Source organism: Streptomyces sp. NPDC007983 (genome assembly GCF_042958345.1).
GTDB lineage: Bacteria > Actinomycetota > Actinomycetes > Streptomycetales > Streptomycetaceae > Streptomyces.
In genome coordinates this window covers 22,640-46,340 of the sequence record NZ_JBIBJI010000032.1, presented here as the reverse complement: position 1 = coordinate 46,340, position 23,701 = coordinate 22,640, and the positions used below count along the sequence as shown (strand labels likewise).

Here is a 23,701-nt window from a genome sequence, read left to right as displayed (position 1 = left end):
ACCGACATGGATGCCAAGGCCTACACCGCCGCTCTGGCCGAACTGCGCACGGTGCGGGACGAGATCAAAAAGATCCGGGCCGCGCTGGCCAGGCTGGAGGCCGACCGCGACAAGCGGATCACCCAGCTGGCCGGCCATGAGAAGGCCAAGGCGGAGCGGATCGCCCCGGCCGCGGGACTGAGCCTGGCCGAAGTCGTCGCCCTCGCCCCGGAACTCGCCCCCGACAACCTCACCGGCCCCACCGGGCCGCAGGAGCCCGCACCGCAGGACCCCGTCGACGACCCCGCGAACGACCCTGCCCTGGCCTCCGCGTCGGAGGCTCCGGCCATGCAGCCCGCCGCTGCGGCAGCTGCTCCGGCCACCGACTCAGTATCCGAAAACGCTCCCTCCCCGACGCCCGGCCCGACGGACGTCTCGGCCCCGGCCGACCAAGAGCCTGCCTCCGCGCCGCCGCCCGCCGCCGCGGCCACTCCGCAGGCCCCCACCACGCCCCCCGCCCCGGAGTCGACATCGGCCCCCGCTGCGGCGGCGCAGGGCCTCGACGGGCCCCGCACGCTGCCCTCCATCCCGCAAGGGGAGACGGGGGAGAAGGGGTTCGCCCACACCCCGAACCTGGCCTCCACCCGGCCGAACTTCACCCAGCAGGCCCGCTCCACCGTCTTCCTCGACACCGACACCGGCGTCCTGGTCCACCGCAACCAGACCCACCACCTCGACCTGGGCAACCGGACGGCCGCAGACATCCTCACCGCCGTCTTCCACACCATCCCCGAAGGCGCCGAGCGGATCTACATCACCGCAGGCGACCCCTGGCACCGCGACGCGGACCGCTACCCCTACCTGCGGGACGCCGTCACCGCCTGGCTGAACGCACCCACACCGGGCTGGCGCACCGACACCGGCCGCGGCCGCGACCGCATGGCCGGACACTTCGTCCACGCCCGCAACCCCGTGGGCCGCTACCAGCGCGAGGACGGCAGCCAGCACGTCGAAATCCGCTCGGTGGGGGAGTGGTTCGACATCGACGGCGACGACCCGGCCACCGTCCGCGACGCGTTCGTCCTGCTGTGGCAGGCCCTGCGCCGCCACTGGACGGACGCGGTCATCATGGGCTCCCCCTCGCAGACCGGCCGCGACCTGTGGACCCGCACCATCCCCACCCGCGGCCAATACGCCGACGGCTTCCCCGTACTCTCCGAAGAACTACGCGGCCTGCTGCACGCCACCGCAGGACAAGGCCGCAACGAACTGATCACCCCACCCACGGTGCCCGACCAGCTGCCTCAGCTCGTGGAGTACGACCGCACCTTCGCCTACGCCAAACACACCTGGAAATCCCCCGTCGGCACCCCCCGCCGCATCACCGCCGCCACCTTTACCTCCTGGACCGAGAAGGAACAGACCCGCGCCCTGTACGGATGCGGCCACTGGCAAGTCCGCGTCACCGTCCCCGACACCTGGAACCACGTCGGCCTCCTGCCCGCCCCCGCACCCGGCGAACGCGCCTGGCACTACCCAGCCGCACCCGGGACCACCTTCACCACCTGGGCCGGCGGCCCCGAAATCCACACCGCCCTGACCAACCCCCTCACCCCCTGGAAAATCGAAATCCTCGACGGCATCCTGTGGGAAGACGGCAAACCGCTGGAGGACTGGACCAAAAAACTCAAAGACACCTGGTCCAGCCTCACCGCCCAGGCCCAGCTCCACGGCGACCCCCAGCACGCCCGCGCCGCCCACCTCGCCTCCCGCGCGGTGCGCTCCATCCTCCTGTACGGCATCGGCTCCTTCGCCCAACGCCCCCGCATGGTCACCGGCACCACCCCCCGCACCATGGAGCGCGACGTACCACCCGACGCCGAAATCATCAGCTTCGACGACGAACTGATCACCTGGCAGCGCCCCAGCGGCTTCAGCCGCGACCCCAACGCCCACCCCGAATGGGCCGCCGCGATCTGGTCCTCCGCCCGCGCCGCCCTGCTCACCCAGCGCCACCGCGACGAGGACACCTATGCCGGCGCTCTGCACACCCCACCCGGCACCGTCGTCGCCTTCCGCACCGACGCCCTCTACCTCACCCAGCCCCAGAACTGGCCCTACCACCAGCAGCCCGGCGACTACCTCCTCCGCGGCCGCCTCACCGACCCCGTTCCCGCCCCCACCACGGAAGAAGAACTACTCACCCTCCGCAACGCCGGACGCGCCGCCCTCACCGCCACCGGCCAGGAGAACTGATGCCACCCCGCTCCCGCCGCAACCACCCCACAAACCCCAGCAGCACGAACGAGGCCGCCCGGCTCGCCACCCGGCTCCAAACAGCCGGCTACACCAAACGCGACATCGCCCGCATCATCGACCGCGACCCCTCCCTGGTCTCCCAGTTCTACACAAAGAACAAAGGAGCCGCCTTCGTCCCCGCCCTCCGCGAAGTCCTCACCGCCATCGAAATCGGCGGCATCACCGATATCCCCGAACTCGCCACCATCGCCGCTCGCCACACCACCCGCCGCACCACCTCCTCCGGCACCCGCGCCCGCGTCCGCACCAAAGCCGTCCTGATCACTCCCACCGGCTCCGGCACCGGCCGCGTCGGCGCCCAAGCCATCGCCTCCGGCTCCACCCGGCTGCGCCCTCTGATTGCCGAAGCCGCCCGCCAGGGTCTGCGCCTGGCCTTCACCGTCCGCTTGGCCAAGACCGGCTACCTGCACCCCTCCGGCAGCCGCACCGACTCACCCGGCATCCGCCGCAATGTCATCCAACGCGCCGACCACACCGAAGAACGCTCCTACGGCTCCGCCACCAGCGGCGGTTTTGACGCCACTGACTTCGCCCGCCGCGTCGATGCGGCGGGCGGCGATGTCACAACGGCCGTGCACCAATGGCTGGTGGAGACCGGCCGTATTCGCGCCGACGCCGAGATCATCTACCTTGAGGTCCGTACCTGGCGCCCCCGCTGACATGCCGAGCGGCTGGGATTGCACTCCGCACAGTGTTCAGCGGACTTTCGGGATCTTGTGGCCCTGCCCAACGGTGTCGAGCCAGTCGAGCATCGTCCGCGATGCGATCTGAGATGGATCGAACACGCCTTATTTTGCGCCATTCGTGATTCGTGCTCGATCACCACAGAAGTGTCGTTCTCCCAGATCAAGCAGTGGCCATAGATTGAATTTTCACTTTCGGAGTTAGTCGGCAAGGGGCGCGGTGATGCCGCCATGCTGCCGTTAACTGCAGGTGAGCGGCGTGCACTCGCGCAATTCGAACACAAACTCCTCTCTGGTAGGTCAGCGGCCTATTTGGCATCTACGCATGCTGTATTCCTTGATCACCCAGCCGTTGTTGTCAGAGCTCGCTGCTACACCAATTCTCAGGACCTGGGCTGCACACGCGGCCCGCCAAGGGGAGGGGAAGGCAGCATGCCACCGCAAGGATTCCACGTCGTCCGCAGCCACATCCGGCGCAACCCGCGACCGAGCGGGAAGAAGATGAGCGGCTGGACGATTGCCGCGCTGATCGGGGGAGTCTGGCTATGGGGCCAAGTCTTCGGCTTCGGCGAGTCCAAGGCCGAGCAGACGCCTTCGCCTAAGCCCTCGGTATCCGCCCCGGCGGCACGCTGATGGCCCAGCGTCTGCGACTGCGCAAGCCTCGTGGCACGGGCGAGCACATCGCGGCCGGAGTCGTCGCCCTGGCAGCAGCGACCCTGCTGCTCCAGATGGCCCGCGCCGCGGGGGACGCGGTGGTCCGTGGATGGCCATTCCTCCTCGTCCTGGCCGTCGGTGGCCTCACCTGCGGGCTGTGGCAAGTGCTTCGCGCAGCACGAGCGCGGCAGATCCGGGCTGAGAGGCTGGCGCTTCTGCGGGTCACACTTGCCGACATCGACGCCATGGACGACGAGGAGTTCGAGTTCGCGCTGCGAGACCTGCTCATCCGCGACGGCTGGTCGGCCCGCAAGGTCGGCGGAAAAGGAGACCAGGTAGCCGACGTCATCGGTGGCCACCCACAGCGCGGTCGGATCGTCGTGCAAGCCAAGCACACCCGCTTCGGCCGGAAGGTGGGGTCATCGGTGATGTACGCGGTGAAAGGGACGGCCGGGCCGGTCCATAAGGCCGATCGCGCTGTCGTCGTCACCAACGGCACCTTCACCCGGGATGCCATGACGTGGGGTGACCGGCACGGCGTTCACTGGGTCGACCGGGAGAAGCTGCAGCGCTGGGCCGAGAGCGGCGCCGCCCTACACGAACTTCTCCGAGTCTCCGCACGCTCTCGCCCGAACCGGTTCAAGCGCGCAGCCTGACCGGCGGAGGTCCTGATCATCTTTCATCACGTCTGGGGGTTTGGTGTTCGACGAAGACGGGTCGCTCGACCCGGTGCTGAAGTTCCTGCTGTATGCAGTCCTCACGCTGGCCGCGGGCAAGATGCTCTGGGAGTGGCTTACCGAGGACGTCAGCCGGTGGATCACTGTTGACCTGTGGGGCCTGATAGGCGATCACCCGTGGTGGACCGGACTCATCGTCGCCAGCGGGCTGTCCGTGCTCCTCCTGCTCGCTAAGCTCCTGTCATTCCTGCTCGGGGCCGACATCTACGTCGGCCCGGAGGACACGTTCGTCGATCTGTCTGACGACTCGGCCGACCCCGACGTACTGACGTTCAAGATGAAGCAACTGTCCGCGATGAGCGCGACAGGCTTTGAGCAGGCGTGCACTGATCTTCTGGCCCGTGACGGATTCTTGGGTCCGCGGCGGGTCGGCGGCGCCGGAGACCTCGGCGTGGACGTCACCGCCCGTGATGACGAAAACCGTCTCCTGATACTGCAGTGCAAGCAGTACCAGAATCCAGTCGGATCAGGGCACGTGCAGAAGTTCAACGGGACAGCCCGCCTGCACCACGGCGCCGACCTCCCCATCATGATCGCGCTCAACAGTTTCACCCAGCCGGCAATCGACTTCGCCCAGCATCACCAGCTCATCCTCATGGGCCGCCAGGAACTGAAGAAATGGGCCCACGGCCAGCACCTCTACGACGTTCTCGGCATTCAGAACACGACGTGGTGACATCAGTTCGACCGCCATCGTGCAACCGACCCGCGACATCGGTGCACACACCTCTCTACCGAAGAAGAACCAGTTCGGGCAATGATTTCTGATTGGAGTACCAGTGGCTTCGCCGTCGTCGCAGGATTGACGAGCTGTGGGGCCGGTCGTCGTCGGCGTTCCCGCGCCTTGGCCTGTACAAGTTTGTCCCCCACAAGGGTGACCTAGAAGCTCAAGTATTGACATGTACCTGGCGTTGTCTGTTATCTGTCGCAACACCCACTAAGGGCACAAGGACGTATCAGAGGGGGAAAGTTGCGCAGGAGATACCGGTTAGGCAGCAAGGCATTCGTCGCCGCCCTGGCGGCCATCATGTCCGCCGTGCTGGCCATGCCCGCGACAGCCGCGCCAGCCAGCAAGCAATCGCAGACATCAGAGACAGCCCAGATGTACATCATCCAGCAACCCGACCTGGCCCGGGATCCGTCGCGGATACTCAAAGCGGCCAGAAGCGGCGGCCTGGAAAAGCTCGGGCTGCAGCCGCTTCAAGGCACAACCTCCCGCAGCGAGGCGGCCAACGAAGCACAGCGGGAGGAGCCCGCCTCATACACGGTCGACAGCGCCCGGTTCAACCGGGGCAGGAAGCCCGCCGACCCCTACCAGTACACAAACGAGAACGGCTGCAGGGCCCGCTCCGAGTCGTACCGCACTCAGGGCTGGGTCAAGAACCGTTACTCGTACTGCAAGACCGAACTGGTCTACGTGCCCATCACCACCTGCTCCATCCCGCCCTTCCCACCCCGCTGCCGTATCACGGCCGAGTACATGGCCTGGCACACCATCCTCGGCGAAGGCAAGATCGGCGCGTACGCTGCCAACCCCGCCTACCGCTGGGCGAAATTCACTCTGCGCGTCACACCAGTGAAGGTCACCGGGCGGTTCCGAACGCCCTCATCCCGCCTCTCCGTACAGATGGAGTGCTCCGGCGACTACCGCAACGACATCGGGCTGCCCAACTCCCGCGCCTGCCACCCCGGAACCACCAACGGCCGCAGCGACACCGTGCCGGGATGGCTGGCCAACCGGCAGGCGACCATGGAACTGGTCTCCGACGCCTATCCGCCCGCAGCGTCGCGCACACCACAGATCGCCGTAGGCGTCTTCCGGCCCCACCTCACTCTCACCTGGAAGCCCGCCGGGAAAAGAGAGTGGCGCATGCCCGAGGGCGGAATGCGCTTCGACAGCGCCTGGTACCTGACCACAAACCAGAAGGAACAACTCGGCTCCGTCTTCGACCGAGCCCGCCCCGGGCTGACCCACCGGCTCAACAACCGGGCGATCCAGCAACTCGCCAAGCACATCCACGAAGCACGGACGAACCCGAAGCAGACCGTACCCGTCTCCGCCAACAACAACGCCAACAAGCACCTTCCCGGCGCCACCCCCAATGACCCGATCCGACGGCTTGCACCAGGCGCCGGAGAATGGCAGCAGACACGCTACGACGCAAACGTGGCCCTCACCCGCGACGGCTTCTGCCGCAGCGCCGGCATGCCTGACCGACCCAGCCGAGGCGGGCCCTTCGACTGTGACGAGTACCCCTTCGCCTCCACCTACGAAGGGGCCGCGCGCTACAAGTACGAGGGCTCCCAGTACCTCAATTTCTGGTCAGCGCGCTGGGTCAAGCGAACGCACAACCAGGAAGGCGGACGGCGACTGGCCCGCTGGTACACAAACGACCGCATCCTCGACCACGACTACTTCTACATCCCCACACCTGCACGCTGACCACTCCCGCACACACCGTGCTGCCCGCGCCTGCCAAGGGGGCGGGCAGCACCGCGTACAGCGCGATCAGCACGGCCACATCTGCACCAGCGCGGCCCCTTCAGCCCTCCAGCCCAACCGCACGGCATACCTCCCGGCCGGGACCACAAATACCTCCGGGACCGCCCCAGCCGTCAGCTCATCCACCCCCAGCACACCACTGGGAAGCGTCCAAGCCACAGTCACCGTCTGCGGCCACTGCTCCCCATCTGCCGAAGCTGGGCCATCCCACAACTCCAGCCGCAGCCGCGCCCTTACCAAGTCCTCCTCACTCTCGAAAACGAGAGCGGACTCACCCACACCCGACCACGGACTCGGCCACCCCGCCTCAGGGAGGCTCTCCTCCGTCTCCGCATCCGCGAGCCCGAACAAATGACAGTCGACACGAACCTCGAGATCCGCGCTGCTCACCAACTGACTCATGGTCATCCCCTCTCACCGCCTCTCCGTCGTGCACCTCACCTCGGCCTGCACAGTAGAAGCGGCCTGGGCAAGCCCCACTCCATCGCGGCCCAGTCGGGGACGCCCGTGGGCCGGTACCTCCCGATTAGGGCGCTGAACCACGCTGCCCGTTGCCCGAGGCTTCCGCTAAGCCCGCGCGACCCGGCCGAGGCTGACCCCAACACCGGCAGGCGAATCGCCCTACCGTTGGAAGGGTGCGCGAGTCGCTCCGTCCATCTGCGCCGACGTGATGTCGCCAGGCGGTGGCCAGCCGTTTTTGGGAGTCCACGGGCGATACCACGTCGGTGCGGTGCCGTTGTTCAGCGGCCGGGCCGCTACTCGTAAGGCATGGCCCGGGAGCCGTCGGCCCCGACCGTAAGGCGGATGGCCTGCTCGAGATCGCCGACGACACCGTCGCTGCGGTTCAGCTGCCAGAGCCCGCAGCCTGCTGCTCTGCCGACTCGCTCAGTGTGGCAGCTCCGGCGGCATCCGGGGCGGTGTAGAAGACGGACGCGCCCTGCTTGGTGCGTTGGGCCTGGTTCTTGGCCACGAGGTTTTCGAGCGTGGTGCGAACGACGGTGGTCTTGATGTTGCGCTCGGGGTGCTGCTTGTCGAGCGCGGCGGTGATTTCGGCTGCGGAGCGCGGCTCGCCCTGGCCTGTGAGGTGTTCGCGGACCAGATCGACGAGGGTGGGCTGGGCCGATGGTACGGCGGATGCCTTGGGCGAGTTCTTTTTGCGGGCCTGCTTGGGGGCCGGGGTGGCGGGCTTCTTTGCCCGGGGCTGCTTGTCGGGCTTCGACGCGGCCGTCTTCTTCTTGCGGGTCGCGGGCACTGCCGTGGTGGACTCGGATACAGCGGGTGCTGCCGACGCCCCGAGGGCCTGTTGGACGTTCACCAGGACGGTGTGGTCCTGCTCCAGAGCGGCCAACTGTGCCTTCAGAGCTTCAATTTCACCGCTGATTCGTTCCTGTTCCTTACGGTTGAGCTCGAGGTCATCCGCCACCTTCGTGCTGTACTCCGAGGTCAACTGGGTGGGCGGAGCAGTGGTTTTCGACATGTGTTTACATCCCTTTCCGGGTGCCGCGGCCGACGGGGCGAAGCTCGCGGCGTGTGCGAATCTCATGCTGTGTGCTGTCAGGGCATGCTGCCACGTGTGCAGGAGCAGGTACTCCCGCACGGCAATGTCATAGCGATAGTACGGAAAGGGCATGTGTTTTGCTCCGCCGTGCGTCGCCAGACGCAGCGCATCCGAAGTCTGGTGATGGTCAGCGCGCACCTGTGACGGCATACCGGTGGACCGTCAGGCAGGCTGACGGGGCAGTTCACCGGTTTCTCGCAGGCGGTTCCGGCGCAAGGTAGGTATCATTCACTGCTGCACGGCTGGCCTGCTCTGCAGGTTGCCTTCTTCTCCGGCACCGGACACCAGGACCCCATCTACAGGCACTCGCACGACTCGGGTGGCGACACAGCCGCGTTGCACACCTGAAGCGTGCGTAGAGGACCTTCTGCCCCCTCCCCGGGGCGAACGCCTCCACCACAGCACCCCGTTCCCGCCGCCTCCTTCGTGGGCCCGTGCCAGCATGGTGCGAGGCATCACCAGAGGAGAGAGATGTGACCAAGGCCGTGGACGCTGGAACATCCGCTCCTGCCCCGTGTCTCAGTGGAAGGACCGCGTGACCGCGATGCGTGTTCCCGCTCACGGGGACGAGATGTCCTGGGTCCGGAAGGCCGGTCCCGGTGACGAGGCTGTCATCGCCCGCCTGGTCCCGGCCGCCCTCGCCACATCCGATCCCCGGCACGACGCCCGAGAGTTCGCCGACGCCATGTGCCCGGCGCACGGCGAAGCGCCCGTGCCCCACGGCACCAGCAGACTCCTTGTGGCCGGACAGCCCGGCACACTGGCTCCCGCCGGGCTGATCTACTTCCTTCCCCCGTACGCTTGGTGAACGCGCACGCAGACGCTGGCCCCTCAGCACAGTCGCGGCTGGCCAGACAAATCACGGAGGTCGAACTCCTTGCCGTCGACCCGGACGCCCAGCGCACCGGCCTTGGCACCGCCCTGCTGCGCGGGTCCAGAGCCCGACGTAGGGCGCGTCCGGCGCCTGCGACTGCATACCCACCAGGTGCTCGATCGCATCGAGGGCCGACATCTCGGAGCGTTCCAGCAACAGCTGGCGGTCCAGCAGAGCCCGGTTGAGTGTGCGGCGGTCGAGCATGGTGTCCGGCATGAGCGAACGGTACAGACCCTTGCGGACAGTTTCGCTCCGCATGACTCGGCTGTGTTCCTTTACGGTGAATCCGCAGTGCGCAGCCAGCCGGAGTGGCATGGACTCTGCCCGGCCCGCGACGCCCGCCGTCCCGCCGCCCGCGTGTTCATCCAGTGGTACCGCGACCCGAAGGCGCTGCCGAAGCTCCTCGAGGACTGGGAGATCGAAACCACCCGCCAACGGATAGTCCACTGGCGTCAAAGGGGAATCAAGGGGCAGCCGCTGGCCCAGTACGGCGTAGTGCGTCGTGGATGAACTGAACCTGTAGCTTGAGCACGTTCCGTTGTATGCCGGGGTCAGCCATCATGTGAGTTGTGCCTGGCAGCGGGAGAACGGTGTGTAGGCGGCCCGCTCTCAGAAGGGCTTCCGAGAGGCGGAAGGTGTGGGCGCTGACTACGTTGTCGTCTGCCATCCCGTGGATCAACATCAACGGCCTGATCAGCTTGGGGGCGTCCTTGAGCAAAGATGAGCGGGCGTAGGTGTCGGGGTTTTCCGCAGGGTGCCCGAGGTGCCGTTCGCGCCAGTGCGTGTCGTATAGGGTCTGGTCCGTGACGGGAGCGCCCGCGACAGCCACGTGGAACACGTCGGGCCTGCGGAGCACTGCCAGTGCCGCCAGGAAGCCGCCGTAGGACCAACCTCGGATGGCTACCCTGTCCAGATCGAGGAACCCCAGGGCGGCAGCGGCGCCGTGCAGACCGTCGACCTGGTCCTGGAGGACCGGTGCTGCGATGTCACCGTGGATGGTCCGTTCCCACGCGGGCCCGCGGCCGGGGGTGCCACGGCCGTCCACGATGACGACCGCGAACCCTTGCTCGGCGAGCCACTGTGGGAGGAGATAGCCGTCCAGCTCTTCGGTGACGCGCTGGAGGTAAGGTCCGGCGTACGGGTCCATGAGCACGGGGAGGGGCCGCGATCCGTTAGCTCCGGAGGGCAGCACGACCGCGACGCGCAACTCGCGCTCCCCAACGGTCAGGATTCGCACGTTGGGTGTGAGGATGGGGGCCTCGACCAGGCTGCGGATGCTCCTCAAGGGGCCACAGCGGCCGTGAGCGGTCACGGTCCAGCCGGGGCGGTCGAGACAGCGGCCGTAGGTGACTACCGTTCCGCCACCTACCCGACCGTTCCACACCCCCGGTTCGCGCGTCACCTGACGCGCACCCTCCTCTGGGGTCCAGCTCCACAGATGGGTGCGGGTCGGCTCTTGCGACGCGCGGAAGTACACCGTCGTACCGTCCGTTCCCGTCACCTCCCGTACTTGGAGGCCAGGCGGAGTCACTGTGTCCCCGTCGATGAGCAGCCGCCGCGTGCCGTCCCGGTCGCCTACCCATACCAACTGCTCCGACGCGGTCATCGTTGGTACACCACGGACGATGGAGACCCAAGCGGGGTCCGTCTCCTCATGCACTACCTGGGTGGCGCCGGTGACCGGCTCCACCTTCAGGACGCTCATCCTCCCCTGGCTGCGGTCCTGAACGACCACCAAGGGCTGCTGCCCGGACCAGTGCACGTCCACGACGTACTCAAACTCCGTCCTGTCCCACGCGACGGCGACTGGTGGGCTGTCGTCAGCGACGAGCCACAGGGAGACATCGGCGTTCGGTGTGCCGGCTGTCGGATAGGCCAGCTCTCGGGGGCGATGTGCGGGCCGGGCGGGGTCGGCAAGGTACCAGCGTTCGACCAGGGCGGTGTCCACGCGCGCGACGAGCAGCCGTCGGCTGTCGGGTGACCACCAGAAGCCGCGCAGGCGTTCCATGGACTCAGCGGCCACGTGCTCCGCTAGGCCGTAGGTGACGTGTTCGCTCTCCGGCTCCGCGAGGACCCGGTCATCGTCTCCATCGGCGCCGACCAGGCGCAGCGCTCCAGCGTGCACGTAAGCGATCTGGGAGCCGTCGGGGGACGGCCGGGGGTCGAACGCCGGAGGCAGGTCGTCGAGGACGCTGGTGTGTCCCTTGTCGAGCCGGGCGATGCCGATCCGGCCGTGGATGGAGAACACCGCGCGGGTCATCGCTTGGTCGGTGGCGTAGGCGGTGATGCCGCGGGACCGTTCACGGGTGCGCTCGCGCAGCCAGGCATCTGACGACGGCGCGCCGCCTGCCTCCGCGGGTGGCTGGAGGACAGCCTGGTCCGGGTCGGCGATCAGCCTTTCCTCGCCTGTGGCCATGGAAATCTGCCACAGGCACGAGACGGGGTCGCTGCCGCTGCGGGAGCGTAGGTACACGATTCTGTCGCCGTCCGGGGAGATCGTGAATGCGGTGGGGGCCCCGAGCTGGAACCGGTGGGTCCGCAGATACTGCTCCAGAAGGGTGTCGGCCCCGCTCACCTGGCCGTCTCCTCGGGCAGTCGCGACCACAGGAAGTAGTAGTCCTCGTATTTGGGGCCGCACGGGAACACGCCCACGGTCTCGAGCCCGGATTCCTCGATCATGCTGCTGAAGTTCGAGGGGTCCGAGAACCGGAGGTTTTCCTGAATTACAACCGATCCGCCGGGGTTCAGGAAGCGGGGTGCGGCGGCGTAGAAATCGCGATGGATCGACCAGTCCGTGTCTTTCCAGATCAGCGGCGAGTGGCTGTGCTGGTATTCGGAGGCTGGTGCGGCGGCGTTGACGTGTGGGGGGTTGCCGACCATGAGGTCCCATCGGAGTGCGGGGGGCACCTGCGTGAAGCAGTCGGACAGGTGGAACCGCACCCGGTCCTCTAGGCCGTTCTCCTTGACCGTGCGCTCCACTGCGGCCTGCGCTGCGGGGTTTACGTCGCCCAAGTCGAGGGTCTCGCAGAGCCCGGCGGCCAGGAGTGAGAAGCCGATGAACCCGGGTCCGGCGCACCACTCGAAGATACTGCGCACTCCTGCGAGGTGTTGCCGGACGAAGGGAGCGTAAGCACGGCCGAAGGTGTTGCCACCGCCGTCCAGGCCCGGGGTGTAGGACACCGTGAGGGAGCTGTGCTCGCCGTATGTCACGTACTCGTACTGTTGCTCGTGACGCGTCATACTGTTCTCCAGGAAAGGGCGGCCGACGGCGGGCCGCCAGTTTTGCGGGCGGGCGAAAAGGCCGGCCCAGAAGGTACGGTCAGATTCCGGGTCAGAAGATGACGCGCTCGTGCGGAGCGAGCCGGGCGTCACGTGACCTGCGCAGATCCCTGGTGACGTTGATGCGCTTGAGCCAGCGGTCCATGCCGTCGTACCGGGCGCGGAAGGGACGGCGCCCGTGCACCGCCTTGAAATTGTCGATGAAGAGGACATCGCCCGGCGTGAGGACTACCTTGCGCATATGTATCTCGACCTTCTCGGAGAACGTGGCCAGGGCTCGGCGCGCCTCGTCATCCTCGATCGGGGCAATGTAGTAGGGGTGTATCCGTAGATAGGGGTCGGCGGTGTCGCCGAAGAGGACGGGTACCGGCTCGGGGCGGTCGAGCATGCGGCGGATGCGGGCGTAGCTGCGCTCCCGGAGCTCCGCGGCGGCGTCGTCTGGGCGGGAGTCGGCCCGGTTTTCGGGGCGGTGGGCGTCGTCGGGGAGCAGGGGGAAGTGTGCCGCGGCCAGGACCTCACGGGTGCGCGCATCCAGGTCCAGATCATCGACCCCCACGTAGGTGGTCTCGGCGGAGTCGGGGTTGCGCAGGCACATCAGGCCAACGTAGTCCGCGCGGTACGGATGGAAGGCATCCTCGGTGTGCCACTCCAATGGCGTGACGCTGCCCGTACCTAACTGACCTATCTCGTGGCCCTTGATAGGCATCACGTCGTGCGTAACACGCCCGTCCTGCTGGGTCGCCCACGCGATGGCGTCGCCCAGGAGCTGACCGCAGAGCAGGAAGAACAACTCCTCCTTGATCGCGGGGGACTGGGCAGGCCGGTTCTTCCAGTGCTCCGGGGTGGCTCCTATGGCGTCGTCATCGACAGGGAATCCGCTGATGACACAGGCGACCGCGGGTTCCTTGAGCCGGAACTCGTTGAGCGCGGACCGAAGGTTCCGGGGGAGTTCCTGCGCGTAGACGGTCGCCTCCGCGAGGAGCGCAGGCGCTTCGACAGATGGGTGACGTCGAGCCAGCTCCGCCACCAGAGAGTGAGCCTCCGCTGCTTCGCTCGGGGTGAGGGTGATGTGATACATCAGAACGTCCTTCGGGGCGAGGGACCGCTGCGTTGACGGGGCGCTCTCCGAGGCCCAGCGATCAGGAGAAAGGTGAAGGTCAGCGGCGGGCCAGTGCCACCGTGGGGAGGGCGCCATGGCCGTGGATGCTCACGACCCCATTTCGGCCAGGAGGCAGATAGCGGACCATGCAGCCGCCCGGCCGACCGTCGAAGATGAACGGACTGAGCACGGGGTAGACGTCAGCCTCATAGGTACCGACGCCGTCTTCCTCGGCAAACTCCATGGTGTACGGGGCTGGTTCCACGTACTCTTGGACGATGTAGTCCTCAGCCGCCGCCGCCCGGGTCACAGTGCTGCGCCACACCTCCGGGTCGCAGTGACGGCCGACGAGGACATCCTGCGCCTTCATGCCGATAGCGGGCTTGAGGACGAATTCCTCGGGACGGCTGAGCAGCAGTTCGGGGAGAGCGTGGGCAGCACCCCGCCACTGGGTACGCCGCTCACCCACCACACGCGTCCAGGGCAGGTACCGCTCGATGGTCTCGCGGTCGCGTTGGGTCATCCAGGAGCGGCCTTCGGAGACCCAGCCGAGGACCTTCTTGTTGGAGATGAGGTAGGCGGTCTGGGTCGGGATGAGAGTGCAGCCGGCGTCCAGCGCTGTACGAACGGGGGTCAGGTCAATGCGGTGTCCGCGCCACTCCGGAATGGTGAAGTGGCGCAGACCGAGCTCGTAGCGCGGGCGGCCGGGCAGTCCGAGTCCGTCGAGCAGGTCTTCGGGTTCGAAGAACTCCGCCTTCAGGCCCCGCTTCCTCAACGAGTCCACCTGGACGTCGTAGTAGCGGGTGGTCTTGCTGCCGTTCAGGTCACGGGTGGTGCCGACGACGGCGACGCCGGGCGTAGTGCCCAGTTCCTGTACTGCGCGGACGAATATCGCATCGCGTACAGCCAGCGGGTCTGGGCCGGTGAACGGTGCCTGCTCCGGGCCGCCGTACGCCGCGATCCAGGCTGCGGAGTTCAGGGAAGTGTCAACGACGCCACCGAGTCCGCCTCCGATGTTGAACTCGACGAACTTGGGGCCGGTGGCGTCGACCATGACATCCGGGCGGGCCATGCAGGTCGCAAAGTCTTCTTCGACCGCGCTGTCCATGAACAGCGGGTATACGCTTTCGTCGGCACCGAGCGCCGCGATGCGGCCAGCCGCCGTCGGCGCGGCCTCTAGGAGCGTTCTGCGTAGCAGCGCGAGGAGTGCGGCTGCCGCCGTGAACATTTCGCTGTAGGAATCCGGTGGTAGGACGACCGGGCGCACCGATGCCGGGGACATCGGGAACGCAATGTCGTCCATGGCCTGGCGGAGGCCATCGACGAGGGCGGGCATGGGGAGCCGGGAGCCGCATGGGAGAGACGCGGATCCGTACCAGGGTGTGATCATGACAGTGTCCTCTTGGGCTCGGGAACGGAAGCGAGGAAGGTGTCCAGGTCGAGGTGGCGGACGCGCTCCACGCCCGGGGATTTCGCGGAGTAGTCCTGTCGGGCCGGTCGGCTCGCGTCGTGGAAGTAGGCGGCCTCCAGTGTTCCGTCGGCGGTCTCCGTGAGGACGGGATTGGCGACGAGGAAGTCCCGGACCTCTGGGGTATCGCGCCGCACGTGGAGCCACAGTCGCTTGTTGCCGAAGTGATTCGGCGGCAGGACGACACGGGTGCCAAAGCGCCGTTTCCACTGGTAGGTGCCCTTGCTGAGAAAGGGTTCCGTGCCCTGGAAATCAAGGTGGCGCACGCCGTTCTCGGCTGCCCAACCAATCAGGAAGTGGTAGATGGCCTTGAACGCGCCGCTGTTGTAGTGCTCGGCGGAGCCGTCGGCTACGCCAAGCAGCCGCAGGGTCAGGACCCGGGAAGTGGCGTCCCAGTGACACAGACTTCCGCCAATGCGCTCGCCGTCCTGCCACAGGCTGAACAGGCGTCCGGTGCGGAACAGACACTCGTAGGAGACGTCCTTGGTCTCCGTCCGCTCCCGCGCGCCGTGACGCGCCCGCATCGTAGGACGGTAGTGGCGGTCGTAGAAGACATCGAACCATGCGGGGTCGCGCTCTACCGTCCAGGTCCAGTCGTGGTGCCGCTGGTCGCGGTTGAACTGAGTGCGTTCCCGCTTGGAGATCTTCCTGCACACGGTGTCGGGATCACCGTCGGTGTCGATGACGAAGTGGACACGCATAGGCATGATCAAGGAGGCTCGCCCCGGCAGCCGCCGGGCCCGCACGGCGCTCGTGCCGACGATGGTGATGTCGGCGTCGGGAAGCCGGGCAGGGGACTGTAGCGCCTTGCCGGTCAACTTTACCGTGGTGCGCTGGGCAGCCTCCCCGCTGTCGGCCTCACGGCGTAGTTCGGTGAACTCCAGCGTGTAGGCGAGCCCTTCGGCAAGGCCCGAGTACGCTACGGACATGCCGCCGAGATGGGAAGTAACGGCGGGGAACACCGCGGCGTCGCGGGTGTCCAGGGCAGTACGGAGCCGGGTCATCGCCGGGTGGCCGCTGTTGCGCCACTGGTATCCGGCGTGCATGCGCAGCCGTCGGGTCAAGGGTGATCGTGGAGGTGGAAGGGCGGGCACAGGCTCTCACTTCGAGGCGGTGGGTCAGCGAACGGGAGCCGAAAACGCGGCGTAGCGCAGCTCGGAGGTGTAGTGACCGTGCTGGTCCGACACCCACAGGTGCTCGGGCCCGGGCAGCATCTCGGACAATTCGACGGGTTCCGCGGACTGACCGGCTAGACGAGTGAGCTGGCGCACGAGGAGCGGGCTGTCGAGGTCGCAGTAGATGGGCTTGGTCTCGCCAGGGACCTTGGCGTAGAGGTGCCGGACCAGGCCTCGTTCCTCCCGCACCCGCTGGACCTTCAGGAAGGCGTCGCGCCGGTGGCGGGCCGCGAGCTCTTCGGCGGGTATGCGCCAGAACTCCCGTTGCAGTACGACGGAGGCCATTGTGATCCGGGGCAGGTGCGGATGGCGGCGTCCGGGCAGTAGCTTGCCGCCCTGGTGCCGGGGAAAGCCGAAGGGGACGAAGGGGTTATGCCGTACGCCCAGCCAGGCGTACGGCAGTGCGGCCATCCGAAGGAAGCGGCCGCTGCCCGGGTGTCGCAGGCGCAGCGTGTTCCCGGCGTTCACCACTTGGAGGTCGGCCAGGGCGAAGACTCGTTGCCGGGGAAGCGGGGAGCGTCCGCTCGCCTCGATCTCAACGGTGTCTAGGGGAACGCGGATGTAGGACTTATTGCGGTGTGCGAGCGTCACGCAGGCAAGGTCCTCGTCCGCGGTCATCAGCCCGCGGTAGCCCTCGAGGACCGCGTCGGGGAAGCCGGGGAATCGCTCGTTGAGGACGGGCCCGAACAGACCATGGCTCAAAGATTCCTCGTTAGCGTGAAGTTCGCTGATCACCGCGAAGAAGTCACCAGAGGCCAGGTGCGCCTCGGACTCGGCGGCGATCATCAGGTCCGGGTTGCACAGCATGGGGACGTGGGCTCCGGCCGCCGCCACGAGCTCGCGCACCGTGGCGGTGTCGACGGACACGGCCGTGTCATCGTGGGTCCCCCGTGCCAGCAGCGCGTCCTCGACCCGGTCGAGGAAGGTCGTCTCGGCGACGTCGACCCTCGCGTACTCGGCGGTGAGCCTCTCGTGGTCCTCCACGAATCCGGCGATGAACTCGTGCAGACTGACGTACGGCCGTCCGGCGAACCGCCTGGCGTGCCAAACTGCGAGCAACTGTGACTCGGCGGTGTAGCGCTGCCGCGGCGCGGCCATGGCCAGCTCGTAGGCAAGGGTGAGGTCGCCCGCGAGCAGATCCGTCAGCGGTCCGCCCAGGGAGAGGCCGTCGTAGCGGCCGGAGCAATCCTCATGGAGGACGGACCGGTCGCCGTAGAACTTCCCCTGGCCGCGTTCGGCGGATATACCGGTGTGGGCCTCGAAGCTGCACTTGAGCGCGTCCAACGCAGCGCGCCGCTCGGCAGTCGTGCTGTCGGCCGCTCCAAAGTCCGTGAGGCGCCGCTCGGCCTCGCGTAACAGGCCGCGCCACGCGACGCCGCCGGGGTCGCCTTCGTAGGCGGCGAGTTGGGGCAGCGGGTCGGGCGTTCCGTAGGGGATTTCGGGACCGACCAGGATCGCGCCCAGATCTTCGAGACGATGCAGGCTGTCGGCCACAGGCGGGGGCACGGGGTCGCCGGGCTGGTAGGTCGGCTCTATCCGCTGCGCGATCTGTGCCGCCGTCCGCTCGCCATCGCACAGGGAGAGGACAGTGCAGTCGTAGTCTCCCACGTCCACGGGGCGGTATATGCGCGTAGCTTCCGCGACGTCACCGGCCTTCGCCGTGTAGTCGAAGGAGAACACGTGCAGGGTGCGTCCGGTCAGCGAGGCGCCCGGCGCCCTGCGGGGGCGGCACTGGGGCAGCACGTGCGGGTCCTTGCGCATGGCCACGGCGATCGCGTCGGCGGCCCAGCGTGCCAGTAGGGGATGCCGGTTCAAGCCGGTGGGCACGGCGGCGAGGCCCGGGGTGTCGGCCGCGAAGAGGCCCGGGGCGAAGGGGCCCAGGTGGCCGGTGGTGTCGTTTTTGGCGCCGGCGCGCTGGAGGTGGCGGACCAGCGTGTCGATCCTGGGGCGGTCATCCTTGTGCCAGCGCCAGCCTGGCAGCGTGGTCTTGTCGATCCAATGGGCTAGTACAGGTTCGGAGCTCTCGTTGGAGACGAGCAGCCCGTCCCGCAGGTCCGAGCGGTGCCGGAAGAGGTCAAGTACGTAGCCGGACGTCCTGAGTTCCTCCTCGGGGAAGAGGGTCAGGAATTCCTTTTCAGCGGCAGCTTCCTCATCGAGTAGCACCGCGAAGCGCGTGAGCGCGTTCGCGATCTCGGCCGAGGCGACGTCGGCCCGTATCTGCGCGGACGGCAGCTTGCGCTTCCGCATCGCTCGCAGCGCGGCGCCGTCCGCGCGGGTTCGGGCGGATGCGAGCAGCCCGGGTGCGTGGGAGGCCGCCATGGCACGGTCGAGCTCATGGCGGGCCCGTACCAGGCGCTTGGCCGACCCAGTCGCCGCGTCAGAGACCAGGTTCTTCAAGAGCTCGAAGGGGAACCCGGACATGCGGAGCACGAAGTGGGGCAGCGTCACCCAGCCGTCGCCTGGCAAGAATTCCGGTGCCAGGCCGTCCGGTGCCGTGCGCAGTGAGGTGGTCATCACGAGCCTTTCGGTAGCGGTATGACGTCGCACTTTGCGGGCTCGGTCATCAGGCTGCCGCGGCTTTGAACACGATGTCCTTGAGCATGTCGCCGTTGTCCACGGTGTACAGCTCCGTGGGGGACAGCGGCGAGTAGTCCGAGGTGCTGTAGCACCCCGATCCATGGACGAGGACGTCCCTCTCCGGCACGAGGTCACGGTCGACGGCGTTGAGAAGCCCCGTCATCGCCATGACGAGGGACCACTCGCGCAGCGCCCGGGGGTCGGCGGGCAACTCTATTCCCGCTGGGCGCAGCAGGGCCCTGACCTGTGGATACCGCATAAGGCACTCGTGCAGGGATACGACGATGCCGCCCCCGCCGTGCGTGCGGATGAGGTCGTTCATGCGAGAGGACGTCGCAGGCTTGCGGGTATAGAACGTGGCGTCAAGGGTCTCGGCCGGGTCCGCCGTAAGGTACGGGAACCGGGGATCCGACCGCTGCTCGAACAACCCCGTCCCCTCGTCGTAGCGGTACTCGGGCAGCAGGCCCATGCTCGTGTCGTCGTGGTACAGGCTCAGCACCATGTCTGGGGCGCCGAGGTGCTGCACCAAGAAATAGTGCGGGTGCGGCGAGTCGTCACGCAGCGACTTGTCAAGCAGGGCACGTCCCTGCGCGTGCCCGAGCAGACCAAACGCACTGGATACCGCGTGGACATGCAGCCGGGGCTCCGTGGCCGGGAAGACATCGGCCTCGGCCAGGGCCCGGATGATGTCCGCGGCCATGTAGTTGTTCAGGTCGAGGGTGTACCAGAGATGAGCTCCCGTGGCTTCCCACAGAGCGGTCGCATGCTCGTCGCTCACATAGCGGGCGAGTGTCTTGACGTCGGCCGGTTCGCTTCCGGGGTACACCGCCACGGGATTGCGGACCCGTAGTTCAGGGTCGCGATTCAGGTCGGACTCCCACAGCTTCGACGCCGATCCCTTGGGAACGACGACTGCCACACTCAGCTGCTCCGGCGTGACCAGCCTCAGACGTATCGCGCGCAGGACCGCGTCACGCATCGCCGTGGCCTTGTTGGCCGAGGACGGTGTCAGAATTATGATGCGTTCACCTGTTTCCTGAATGAAACGGACCGCGCGCGCTACGATCACAAGAGAGGCAAACGTCTTAGTCGTACGGACGCTGGGGTTGTGCATCAGGTTCAACAATGCGAGCCGCTTCCCAGCGTATTCACCTAACGAGGTATAGCTAAGATCGGAAGCCGAGAAGAATTCGCGAACTTCTGGCGTCATGCGAGGCAGCCGATTTCCGGGATTGAAACCCAGGGAATCCACATTCCGGTTATCCGCTGCTGATGCAAGCGCCGGGTTGATGTAGGGGTAGTAGCGCTCGATCGCGTTCTTGATTTCAACCATTCTGCGAATCTCCCCTAAGTTGAAGAAGCAGTTTTTACGGGCTGCTACTCATCCGTACATCACCCTTGAATCCATCTGTGCTTCACCTCATCAAACCATCAAGCGCCCCAGGAAGATCACTTTCCGCCAAGGCCGGGAAGGGCTGAATCAGGATAAGGCGGTACGGTTCGTCGCCCATGCCGCTGGGAAGTGGCCACTAAATTCGCCCCTCACTGCCGCGCCGCGAGTGGCCGAAATCTGCTTCTTGACGGAGCAGACCTCGATACCGACACGCGGCGCTAGGTGACGACTGAGCTGACAGCTCGGCTGCGGCCGGGGGGGGGACTACTCTCAGCCTTCGCGACGTACTGAACCACTTGACAGAGCGAGTGAGGCCAGCCTAGAAACTTTCATGACCTCAGACCTCCAAGGCGCCAACAGTCAGGAATCGAAGCTGGCTACCCAACGGCTTTACCAGGACAGAAATTTTCGCCTGTTCTGGCTCTCCCGGGTGCTGTCGGGCTTAGGCTCGGCTGTCACATACGTCGCCCTGCCCGTTTTGGTCTACGCCGAGACGAAATCTCCACTCCTGGTTTCCCTGGTAGCGGCTGGCGAGACTATGCCGTACGTGTTTTTCGGCCTTCTGGCTGGAGCTCTCGCCGACCATGTGAACCGCCGCACCATGATGGTGACAGCCGATGTACTGAACGCCGTGTGCCTCGGCAGCATCCCGCTGGCTGCCATCTTTCACGCCCTGACGCCTACTCACATCGTGATCGCAGCATTTGTCTCCGCGAGTCTCTACATCTTCTTTGACGCGGCGGGATACGGAATAGTGCCGTCGATCGTGGGGCAAGCCCGTCTGCCGCAGGCGAACAGCGCGATCTGGGGAGCCGAGACCACTGTCCGGATCGTCGGAACCGCGATGGCGGGGGTTCTCGTTGCCGCCCTGCGCCCCACAGGAGTCATCGCGCTCGACGCTGTCTCGTTCCTCGCTTCCGCTCTCCTCATTCGCGCCCTGACTCATTCAGAACAGAGTTCTTGGAACGCGACTGGCCGCCTCCAGCTGCGGGAGTCGGTTAAGGAAGGTGTTCGATTCCTTTGGCGCCAGCCTGAGTTGAGGATCATGACCATCTCCGGATGCCTCCAGTCCTTCGCGGGCGGGGCGTTCATCGGGCAGCTTGTGATCTTTGCCGATCAGGGGCTCGGGATCGCGGAGTCCGACCCTCGCGTCGGGTTACTGTTCACGGCGTGGAGCGTCGGCGGCGTCCTGGGGTCGCTGATGCTCCCGCGTCTACTCCGCAAGGCCCATGCAGTGCAGGTGATGCGGATGGCGCTCCCGCTCAGCACGGTGCTCGGCCTACTCACCGCACTCACGTCCGACTGGCGTTTCGCTCTGCCTGCCATCGCGGCTTGGGGAACGGTGTATCTGATGGTCATCGTCAACACGGTGACGTTTGCCCAGACTGTCACCCCTGAGTCACTGCAAGGCAGGGTCAACACCACGCGCCGGATGCTGTCTTCAGGAGTGGGGGCCCCTCTCGGAGTGATGATCTCTGGTCTTGTCACGGCAGCGTTCACCGTACGCGCGGGCCTATTACTAGCCGTTGCCGCCGTCGGCTTCGCCGCAATGGCTGCCTGGCATCCGCACCTCTCGTCTCGAGGAGCCGAACCCCAGAAGGTGAGTTCACAGTGACATGGCAGGAGCGACGCGCGAGCGCAGACAGATGGTGGTGACGGTGCCGGAACGCGTCGGAATTTTCTGTTGACCTCCGGCGCCCCGCCGGGGTCCTTCGTGCTGCGGCGTCCGCGTCCATCAGAAGCCAAGGCGCACCCAGGTGCCGCCGCAGCCCTGCCCTGGCGGTTGTCGCCCTTATTCATGCTCCGGACACCGCTAAGGAAACAGCCTGAGTCTTCAGACGGAAGGGACCTGCTGGTCGGCAGTTCGCTGGCGCCAAACCGCCGTGATGCCGGCGGCGAGCCTGGCACTGACCTACTTTGGCTATGTCGCACTCACCAGCTTCGTGGTCATCGCCCTGTCTGAGTGGAGCGTCTCGGGCGGCGCGGTTGTCCTTTTTCCTTCAACGCGCTGTCATCGGTCCTTGCCCGGCTGGTCGCAGGTCCCTTCACTGGACGACTGCGGACGACTGCGGACCGGGTTCAGGGACACCTTCAATCTTTCCTAATCCTCGATACGGTCTCTGGAGAGAAATATGCGTGTCGGTGTCGTCATCCTGCCTGAATATGCATGGCCGGAAGCACAATCCATATGGAGCGAGGTCGAGGGCATCGGGTTTGACCATGCGTGGACGTATGACCATCTGGCGTGGCGGAGTCTGAAACGGAGTCCTTGGTACTCCAGTATCCCCATACTTACGGCCGCAGCCCTTGCTACCCGCAGGATCAAACTGGGGCCTCTGGTCACCTCGCCGAATTTCAGGCATCCCGTCCCGCTGGCCAAGGACGTTATGACGCTGGACAACATCTCTCATGGTCGCTTCATCCTCGGCGTCGGAGCTGGCGCCCCGGGCCTCGACGAGCAGATCATAGGAGCCTCCCTGGCCTCTCCTGTTGACCGGGGAAGAAGGTTTCGCGAGTTCGTGGACATCATGGACGCGTTGCTGCGGAATGAGACCACCGATCACACTGGCCAGCACTACACGATCAACGAAGCCCCCATGATCCCCGGATGCGTCCAACGTCCACGAACCCCGTTCGCCGTAGCCGCTACTGGGAAGAAAGGGATAAAAACAGCGGCCAGGCATGCCCAGATATGGGTAACCAACGGAGACTCGAAGCGATTCGGTGAACTCTCCGAGGACGAGGCGCTCGCCTTGGCAGTCGCCCAACGTGCCACACTTGAAAACGAATGCCGGGAGATCGGCAGGGATTTCTCAGATATCGCCACCATGGTCAACGGCAGCGTGGTTGGGGAAAACCCGGCCGACTCCCTTTCCTCATTCCTTGCCTTCAGCAGGAAATGCGCTGACCTCGGTTTCACTGATCTCACCATCCACTACCCGAGGGCGGAAGGAATATTCGCCGGCGATCGCGAGAAGTTCAGGCAGGTCATGGGCGAGGCGCTTCCCATAGTGCACGAAATGTGAAGAAAAGCCAACCAGGAAATTGAGGCATCGGTCCAGCGGAATGCCGATGTCCTTCGGGGACGACGGCGTCCTCGAAGCACTTGGTGTCGGAAGGATCGTCGTCGTTCATGGTGCAGTGGTTGAGCTTGGCGAAGCGGATCGAGAAGCGGGTGCGGCGGAGCGGGCTGTGCTCGACGCGGATGTCGCCGCGCTGGGCTTGGCCAGTGGCTCGGAGTTCCTCCGCCTTCTGGCGGACCGCGGCGAAGGCCTCGCGCATCCGATCGGCGCTGGAGCCGAAGCCGATGGTCTCGCCAGCGCATCGAGGACGGAACCGCCGTGCCGTTCCAGGTGTACGTGTTGAACAACCGGTGAATCCGCAGGTGTGGGCTCTAGTCCAT

18 protein-coding genes are annotated in these 23,701 nt (G+C 66.3%); 9 read left to right on the top strand and 9 right to left on the bottom strand.

Features of this window, described 5'->3' with window-relative positions:
- Positions 1 to 6 precede the first annotated feature (6 nt).
- From ACFZCY_RS42740 to ACFZCY_RS42720, 5 genes are all read left to right on the top strand, one after another.
- Positions 7 to 2,235, top strand: coding sequence for a hypothetical protein (locus ACFZCY_RS42740; protein WP_391186642.1), 2,229 nt, complete (start codon positions 7 to 9; stop codon positions 2,233 to 2,235).
- Positions 2,235 to 2,957: a helix-turn-helix domain containing protein gene (locus ACFZCY_RS42735; RefSeq protein ID WP_391186639.1), complete on the top strand. Its 723-nt coding sequence runs from the start codon at positions 2,235 to 2,237 to the stop codon at positions 2,955 to 2,957. The genes ACFZCY_RS42740 and ACFZCY_RS42735 overlap by 1 nt, the downstream gene beginning before the upstream one ends.
- Positions 2,958 to 3,613: 656 nt before the next feature.
- Entirely contained in the window at positions 3,614 to 4,291 is a 678-nt protein-coding gene (locus ACFZCY_RS42730; protein WP_391186636.1) for a restriction endonuclease, read from the top strand.
- A 43-nt stretch (positions 4,292 to 4,334) separates the two neighbouring features.
- Positions 4,335 to 5,048 (top strand): restriction endonuclease, encoded by a 714-nt coding sequence (locus ACFZCY_RS42725; protein WP_391186633.1) that lies wholly within the window; start codon positions 4,335 to 4,337, stop codon positions 5,046 to 5,048.
- A 360-nt stretch (positions 5,049 to 5,408) separates the two neighbouring features.
- On the top strand, positions 5,409 to 6,815 hold the full coding sequence (locus ACFZCY_RS42720) for a hypothetical protein (RefSeq protein WP_391186630.1): 1,407 nt from the start codon (positions 5,409 to 5,411) through the stop codon (positions 6,813 to 6,815).
- Between the two features lie 904 nt (positions 6,816 to 7,719).
- On the opposite strand, the gene ACFZCY_RS42715 is transcribed toward ACFZCY_RS42720, so the two are convergent.
- A complete protein-coding gene (locus ACFZCY_RS42715) occupies positions 7,720 to 8,583 on the bottom strand; it encodes a hypothetical protein (protein WP_391186627.1) in 864 nt (287 codons plus the stop codon).
- A 394-nt stretch (positions 8,584 to 8,977) separates the two neighbouring features.
- Here ACFZCY_RS42715 and ACFZCY_RS42710 point away from each other — a divergent pair, with 394 nt between their 5' ends.
- Positions 8,978 to 9,241, top strand: coding sequence for a hypothetical protein (locus ACFZCY_RS42710; protein WP_391186624.1), 264 nt, complete (start codon positions 8,978 to 8,980; stop codon positions 9,239 to 9,241).
- A 177-nt stretch (positions 9,242 to 9,418) separates the two neighbouring features.
- Positions 9,419 to 9,817 carry a hypothetical protein gene (locus ACFZCY_RS42705; protein ID WP_391186621.1) on the top strand — a complete coding sequence of 133 codons (399 nt, stop codon included), beginning with the start codon at positions 9,419 to 9,421 and terminating at the stop codon, positions 9,815 to 9,817.
- Here ACFZCY_RS42705 and ACFZCY_RS42700 read toward each other — a convergent pair.
- The 7 genes from ACFZCY_RS42700 to ACFZCY_RS42670 form a co-directional block, all read right to left on the bottom strand.
- On the bottom strand, positions 9,771 to 11,882 hold the full coding sequence (locus ACFZCY_RS42700; protein ID WP_391186618.1) for a prolyl oligopeptidase family serine peptidase: 2,112 nt from the start codon (positions 11,880 to 11,882) through the stop codon (positions 9,771 to 9,773). The genes ACFZCY_RS42705 and ACFZCY_RS42700 overlap by 47 nt on opposite strands.
- Positions 11,879 to 12,547: a methyltransferase gene (locus ACFZCY_RS42695; protein ID WP_391186615.1), complete on the bottom strand. Its 669-nt coding sequence runs from the start codon at positions 12,545 to 12,547 to the stop codon at positions 11,879 to 11,881. Before ACFZCY_RS42695 ends, ACFZCY_RS42700 begins: the two co-directional genes overlap by 4 nt.
- Positions 12,548 to 12,638: 91 nt before the next feature.
- On the bottom strand, positions 12,639 to 13,664 hold the full coding sequence (gntD, locus tag ACFZCY_RS42690) for a guanitoxin biosynthesis L-enduracididine beta-hydroxylase GntD (protein ID WP_391186612.1): 1,026 nt from the start codon (positions 13,662 to 13,664) through the stop codon (positions 12,639 to 12,641).
- A 79-nt stretch (positions 13,665 to 13,743) separates the two neighbouring features.
- Entirely contained in the window at positions 13,744 to 14,988 is a 1,245-nt protein-coding gene (locus ACFZCY_RS42685) for a hypothetical protein (protein WP_391186609.1), read from the bottom strand.
- Positions 14,989 to 15,071: 83 nt separating this feature from the next.
- On the bottom strand, positions 15,072 to 16,217 hold the full coding sequence (locus tag ACFZCY_RS42680; protein ID WP_391186606.1) for a hypothetical protein: 1,146 nt from the start codon (positions 16,215 to 16,217) through the stop codon (positions 15,072 to 15,074).
- Between the two features lie 54 nt (positions 16,218 to 16,271).
- On the bottom strand, positions 16,272 to 18,842 hold the full coding sequence (locus ACFZCY_RS42675; RefSeq protein ID WP_391186693.1) for a lantibiotic dehydratase: 2,571 nt from the start codon (positions 18,840 to 18,842) through the stop codon (positions 16,272 to 16,274).
- A 49-nt stretch (positions 18,843 to 18,891) separates the two neighbouring features.
- Positions 18,892 to 20,238, bottom strand: a complete 1,347-nt coding sequence (locus tag ACFZCY_RS42670) for a DUF6002 family protein (protein ID WP_391186603.1) — start codon at positions 20,236 to 20,238, stop codon at positions 18,892 to 18,894.
- A gap of 391 nt (positions 20,239 to 20,629) precedes the next feature.
- On the opposite strand from ACFZCY_RS42670, the gene ACFZCY_RS42665 reads away from it, so the two are divergent.
- A complete protein-coding gene (locus ACFZCY_RS42665) occupies positions 20,630 to 21,913 on the top strand; it encodes an MFS transporter (protein WP_391186600.1) in 1,284 nt (427 codons plus the stop codon).
- Between the two features lie 517 nt (positions 21,914 to 22,430).
- On the top strand, positions 22,431 to 23,324 hold the full coding sequence (locus ACFZCY_RS42660; protein ID WP_391186597.1) for an LLM class flavin-dependent oxidoreductase: 894 nt from the start codon (positions 22,431 to 22,433) through the stop codon (positions 23,322 to 23,324).
- Here the strand turns inward: ACFZCY_RS42660 and ACFZCY_RS42655 are convergent.
- Positions 23,287 to 23,580 carry a hypothetical protein gene (locus ACFZCY_RS42655; RefSeq protein ID WP_391186594.1) on the bottom strand — a complete coding sequence of 98 codons (294 nt, stop codon included), beginning with the start codon at positions 23,578 to 23,580 and terminating at the stop codon, positions 23,287 to 23,289. The genes ACFZCY_RS42660 and ACFZCY_RS42655 overlap by 38 nt on opposite strands.
- Positions 23,581 to 23,701: the final 121 nt, after the last annotated feature.

Bases quoted from the DNA above. Each gene is read 5' to 3' on its own strand.
- ACFZCY_RS42675 (WP_391186693.1), bottom strand. From the start codon at position 18,842: ATGACCACCTCACTGCGCACGGCACCGGACGGCCTGGCACCGGAATTC.
- ACFZCY_RS42740 (WP_391186642.1), top strand. From the start codon at position 7: ATGGATGCCAAGGCCTACACCGCCGCTCTGGCCGAACTGCGCACGGTG.
- gntD (WP_391186612.1), bottom strand. From the start codon at position 13,664: ATGTATCACATCACCCTCACCCCGAGCGAAGCAGCGGAGGCTCACTCT.
- ACFZCY_RS42655 (WP_391186594.1), bottom strand. From the start codon at position 23,580: ATGCGCGAGGCCTTCGCCGCGGTCCGCCAGAAGGCGGAGGAACTCCGA.
- ACFZCY_RS42730 (WP_391186636.1), top strand. From the start codon at position 3,614: ATGGCCCAGCGTCTGCGACTGCGCAAGCCTCGTGGCACGGGCGAGCAC.
- ACFZCY_RS42665 (WP_391186600.1), top strand. From the start codon at position 20,630: ATGACCTCAGACCTCCAAGGCGCCAACAGTCAGGAATCGAAGCTGGCT.
- ACFZCY_RS42670 (WP_391186603.1), bottom strand. From the start codon at position 20,238: ATGGTTGAAATCAAGAACGCGATCGAGCGCTACTACCCCTACATCAAC.
- ACFZCY_RS42660 (WP_391186597.1), top strand. From the start codon at position 22,431: ATGCGTGTCGGTGTCGTCATCCTGCCTGAATATGCATGGCCGGAAGCA.
- ACFZCY_RS42710 (WP_391186624.1), top strand. From the start codon at position 8,978: ATGCGTGTTCCCGCTCACGGGGACGAGATGTCCTGGGTCCGGAAGGCC.
- ACFZCY_RS42715 (WP_391186627.1), bottom strand. From the start codon at position 8,583: ATGCCGTCACAGGTGCGCGCTGACCATCACCAGACTTCGGATGCGCTG.
- ACFZCY_RS42735 (WP_391186639.1), top strand. From the start codon at position 2,235: ATGCCACCCCGCTCCCGCCGCAACCACCCCACAAACCCCAGCAGCACG.
- ACFZCY_RS42685 (WP_391186609.1), bottom strand. From the start codon at position 14,988: ATGGACGACATTGCGTTCCCGATGTCCCCGGCATCGGTGCGCCCGGTC.
- ACFZCY_RS42695 (WP_391186615.1), bottom strand. From the start codon at position 12,547: ATGACGCGTCACGAGCAACAGTACGAGTACGTGACATACGGCGAGCAC.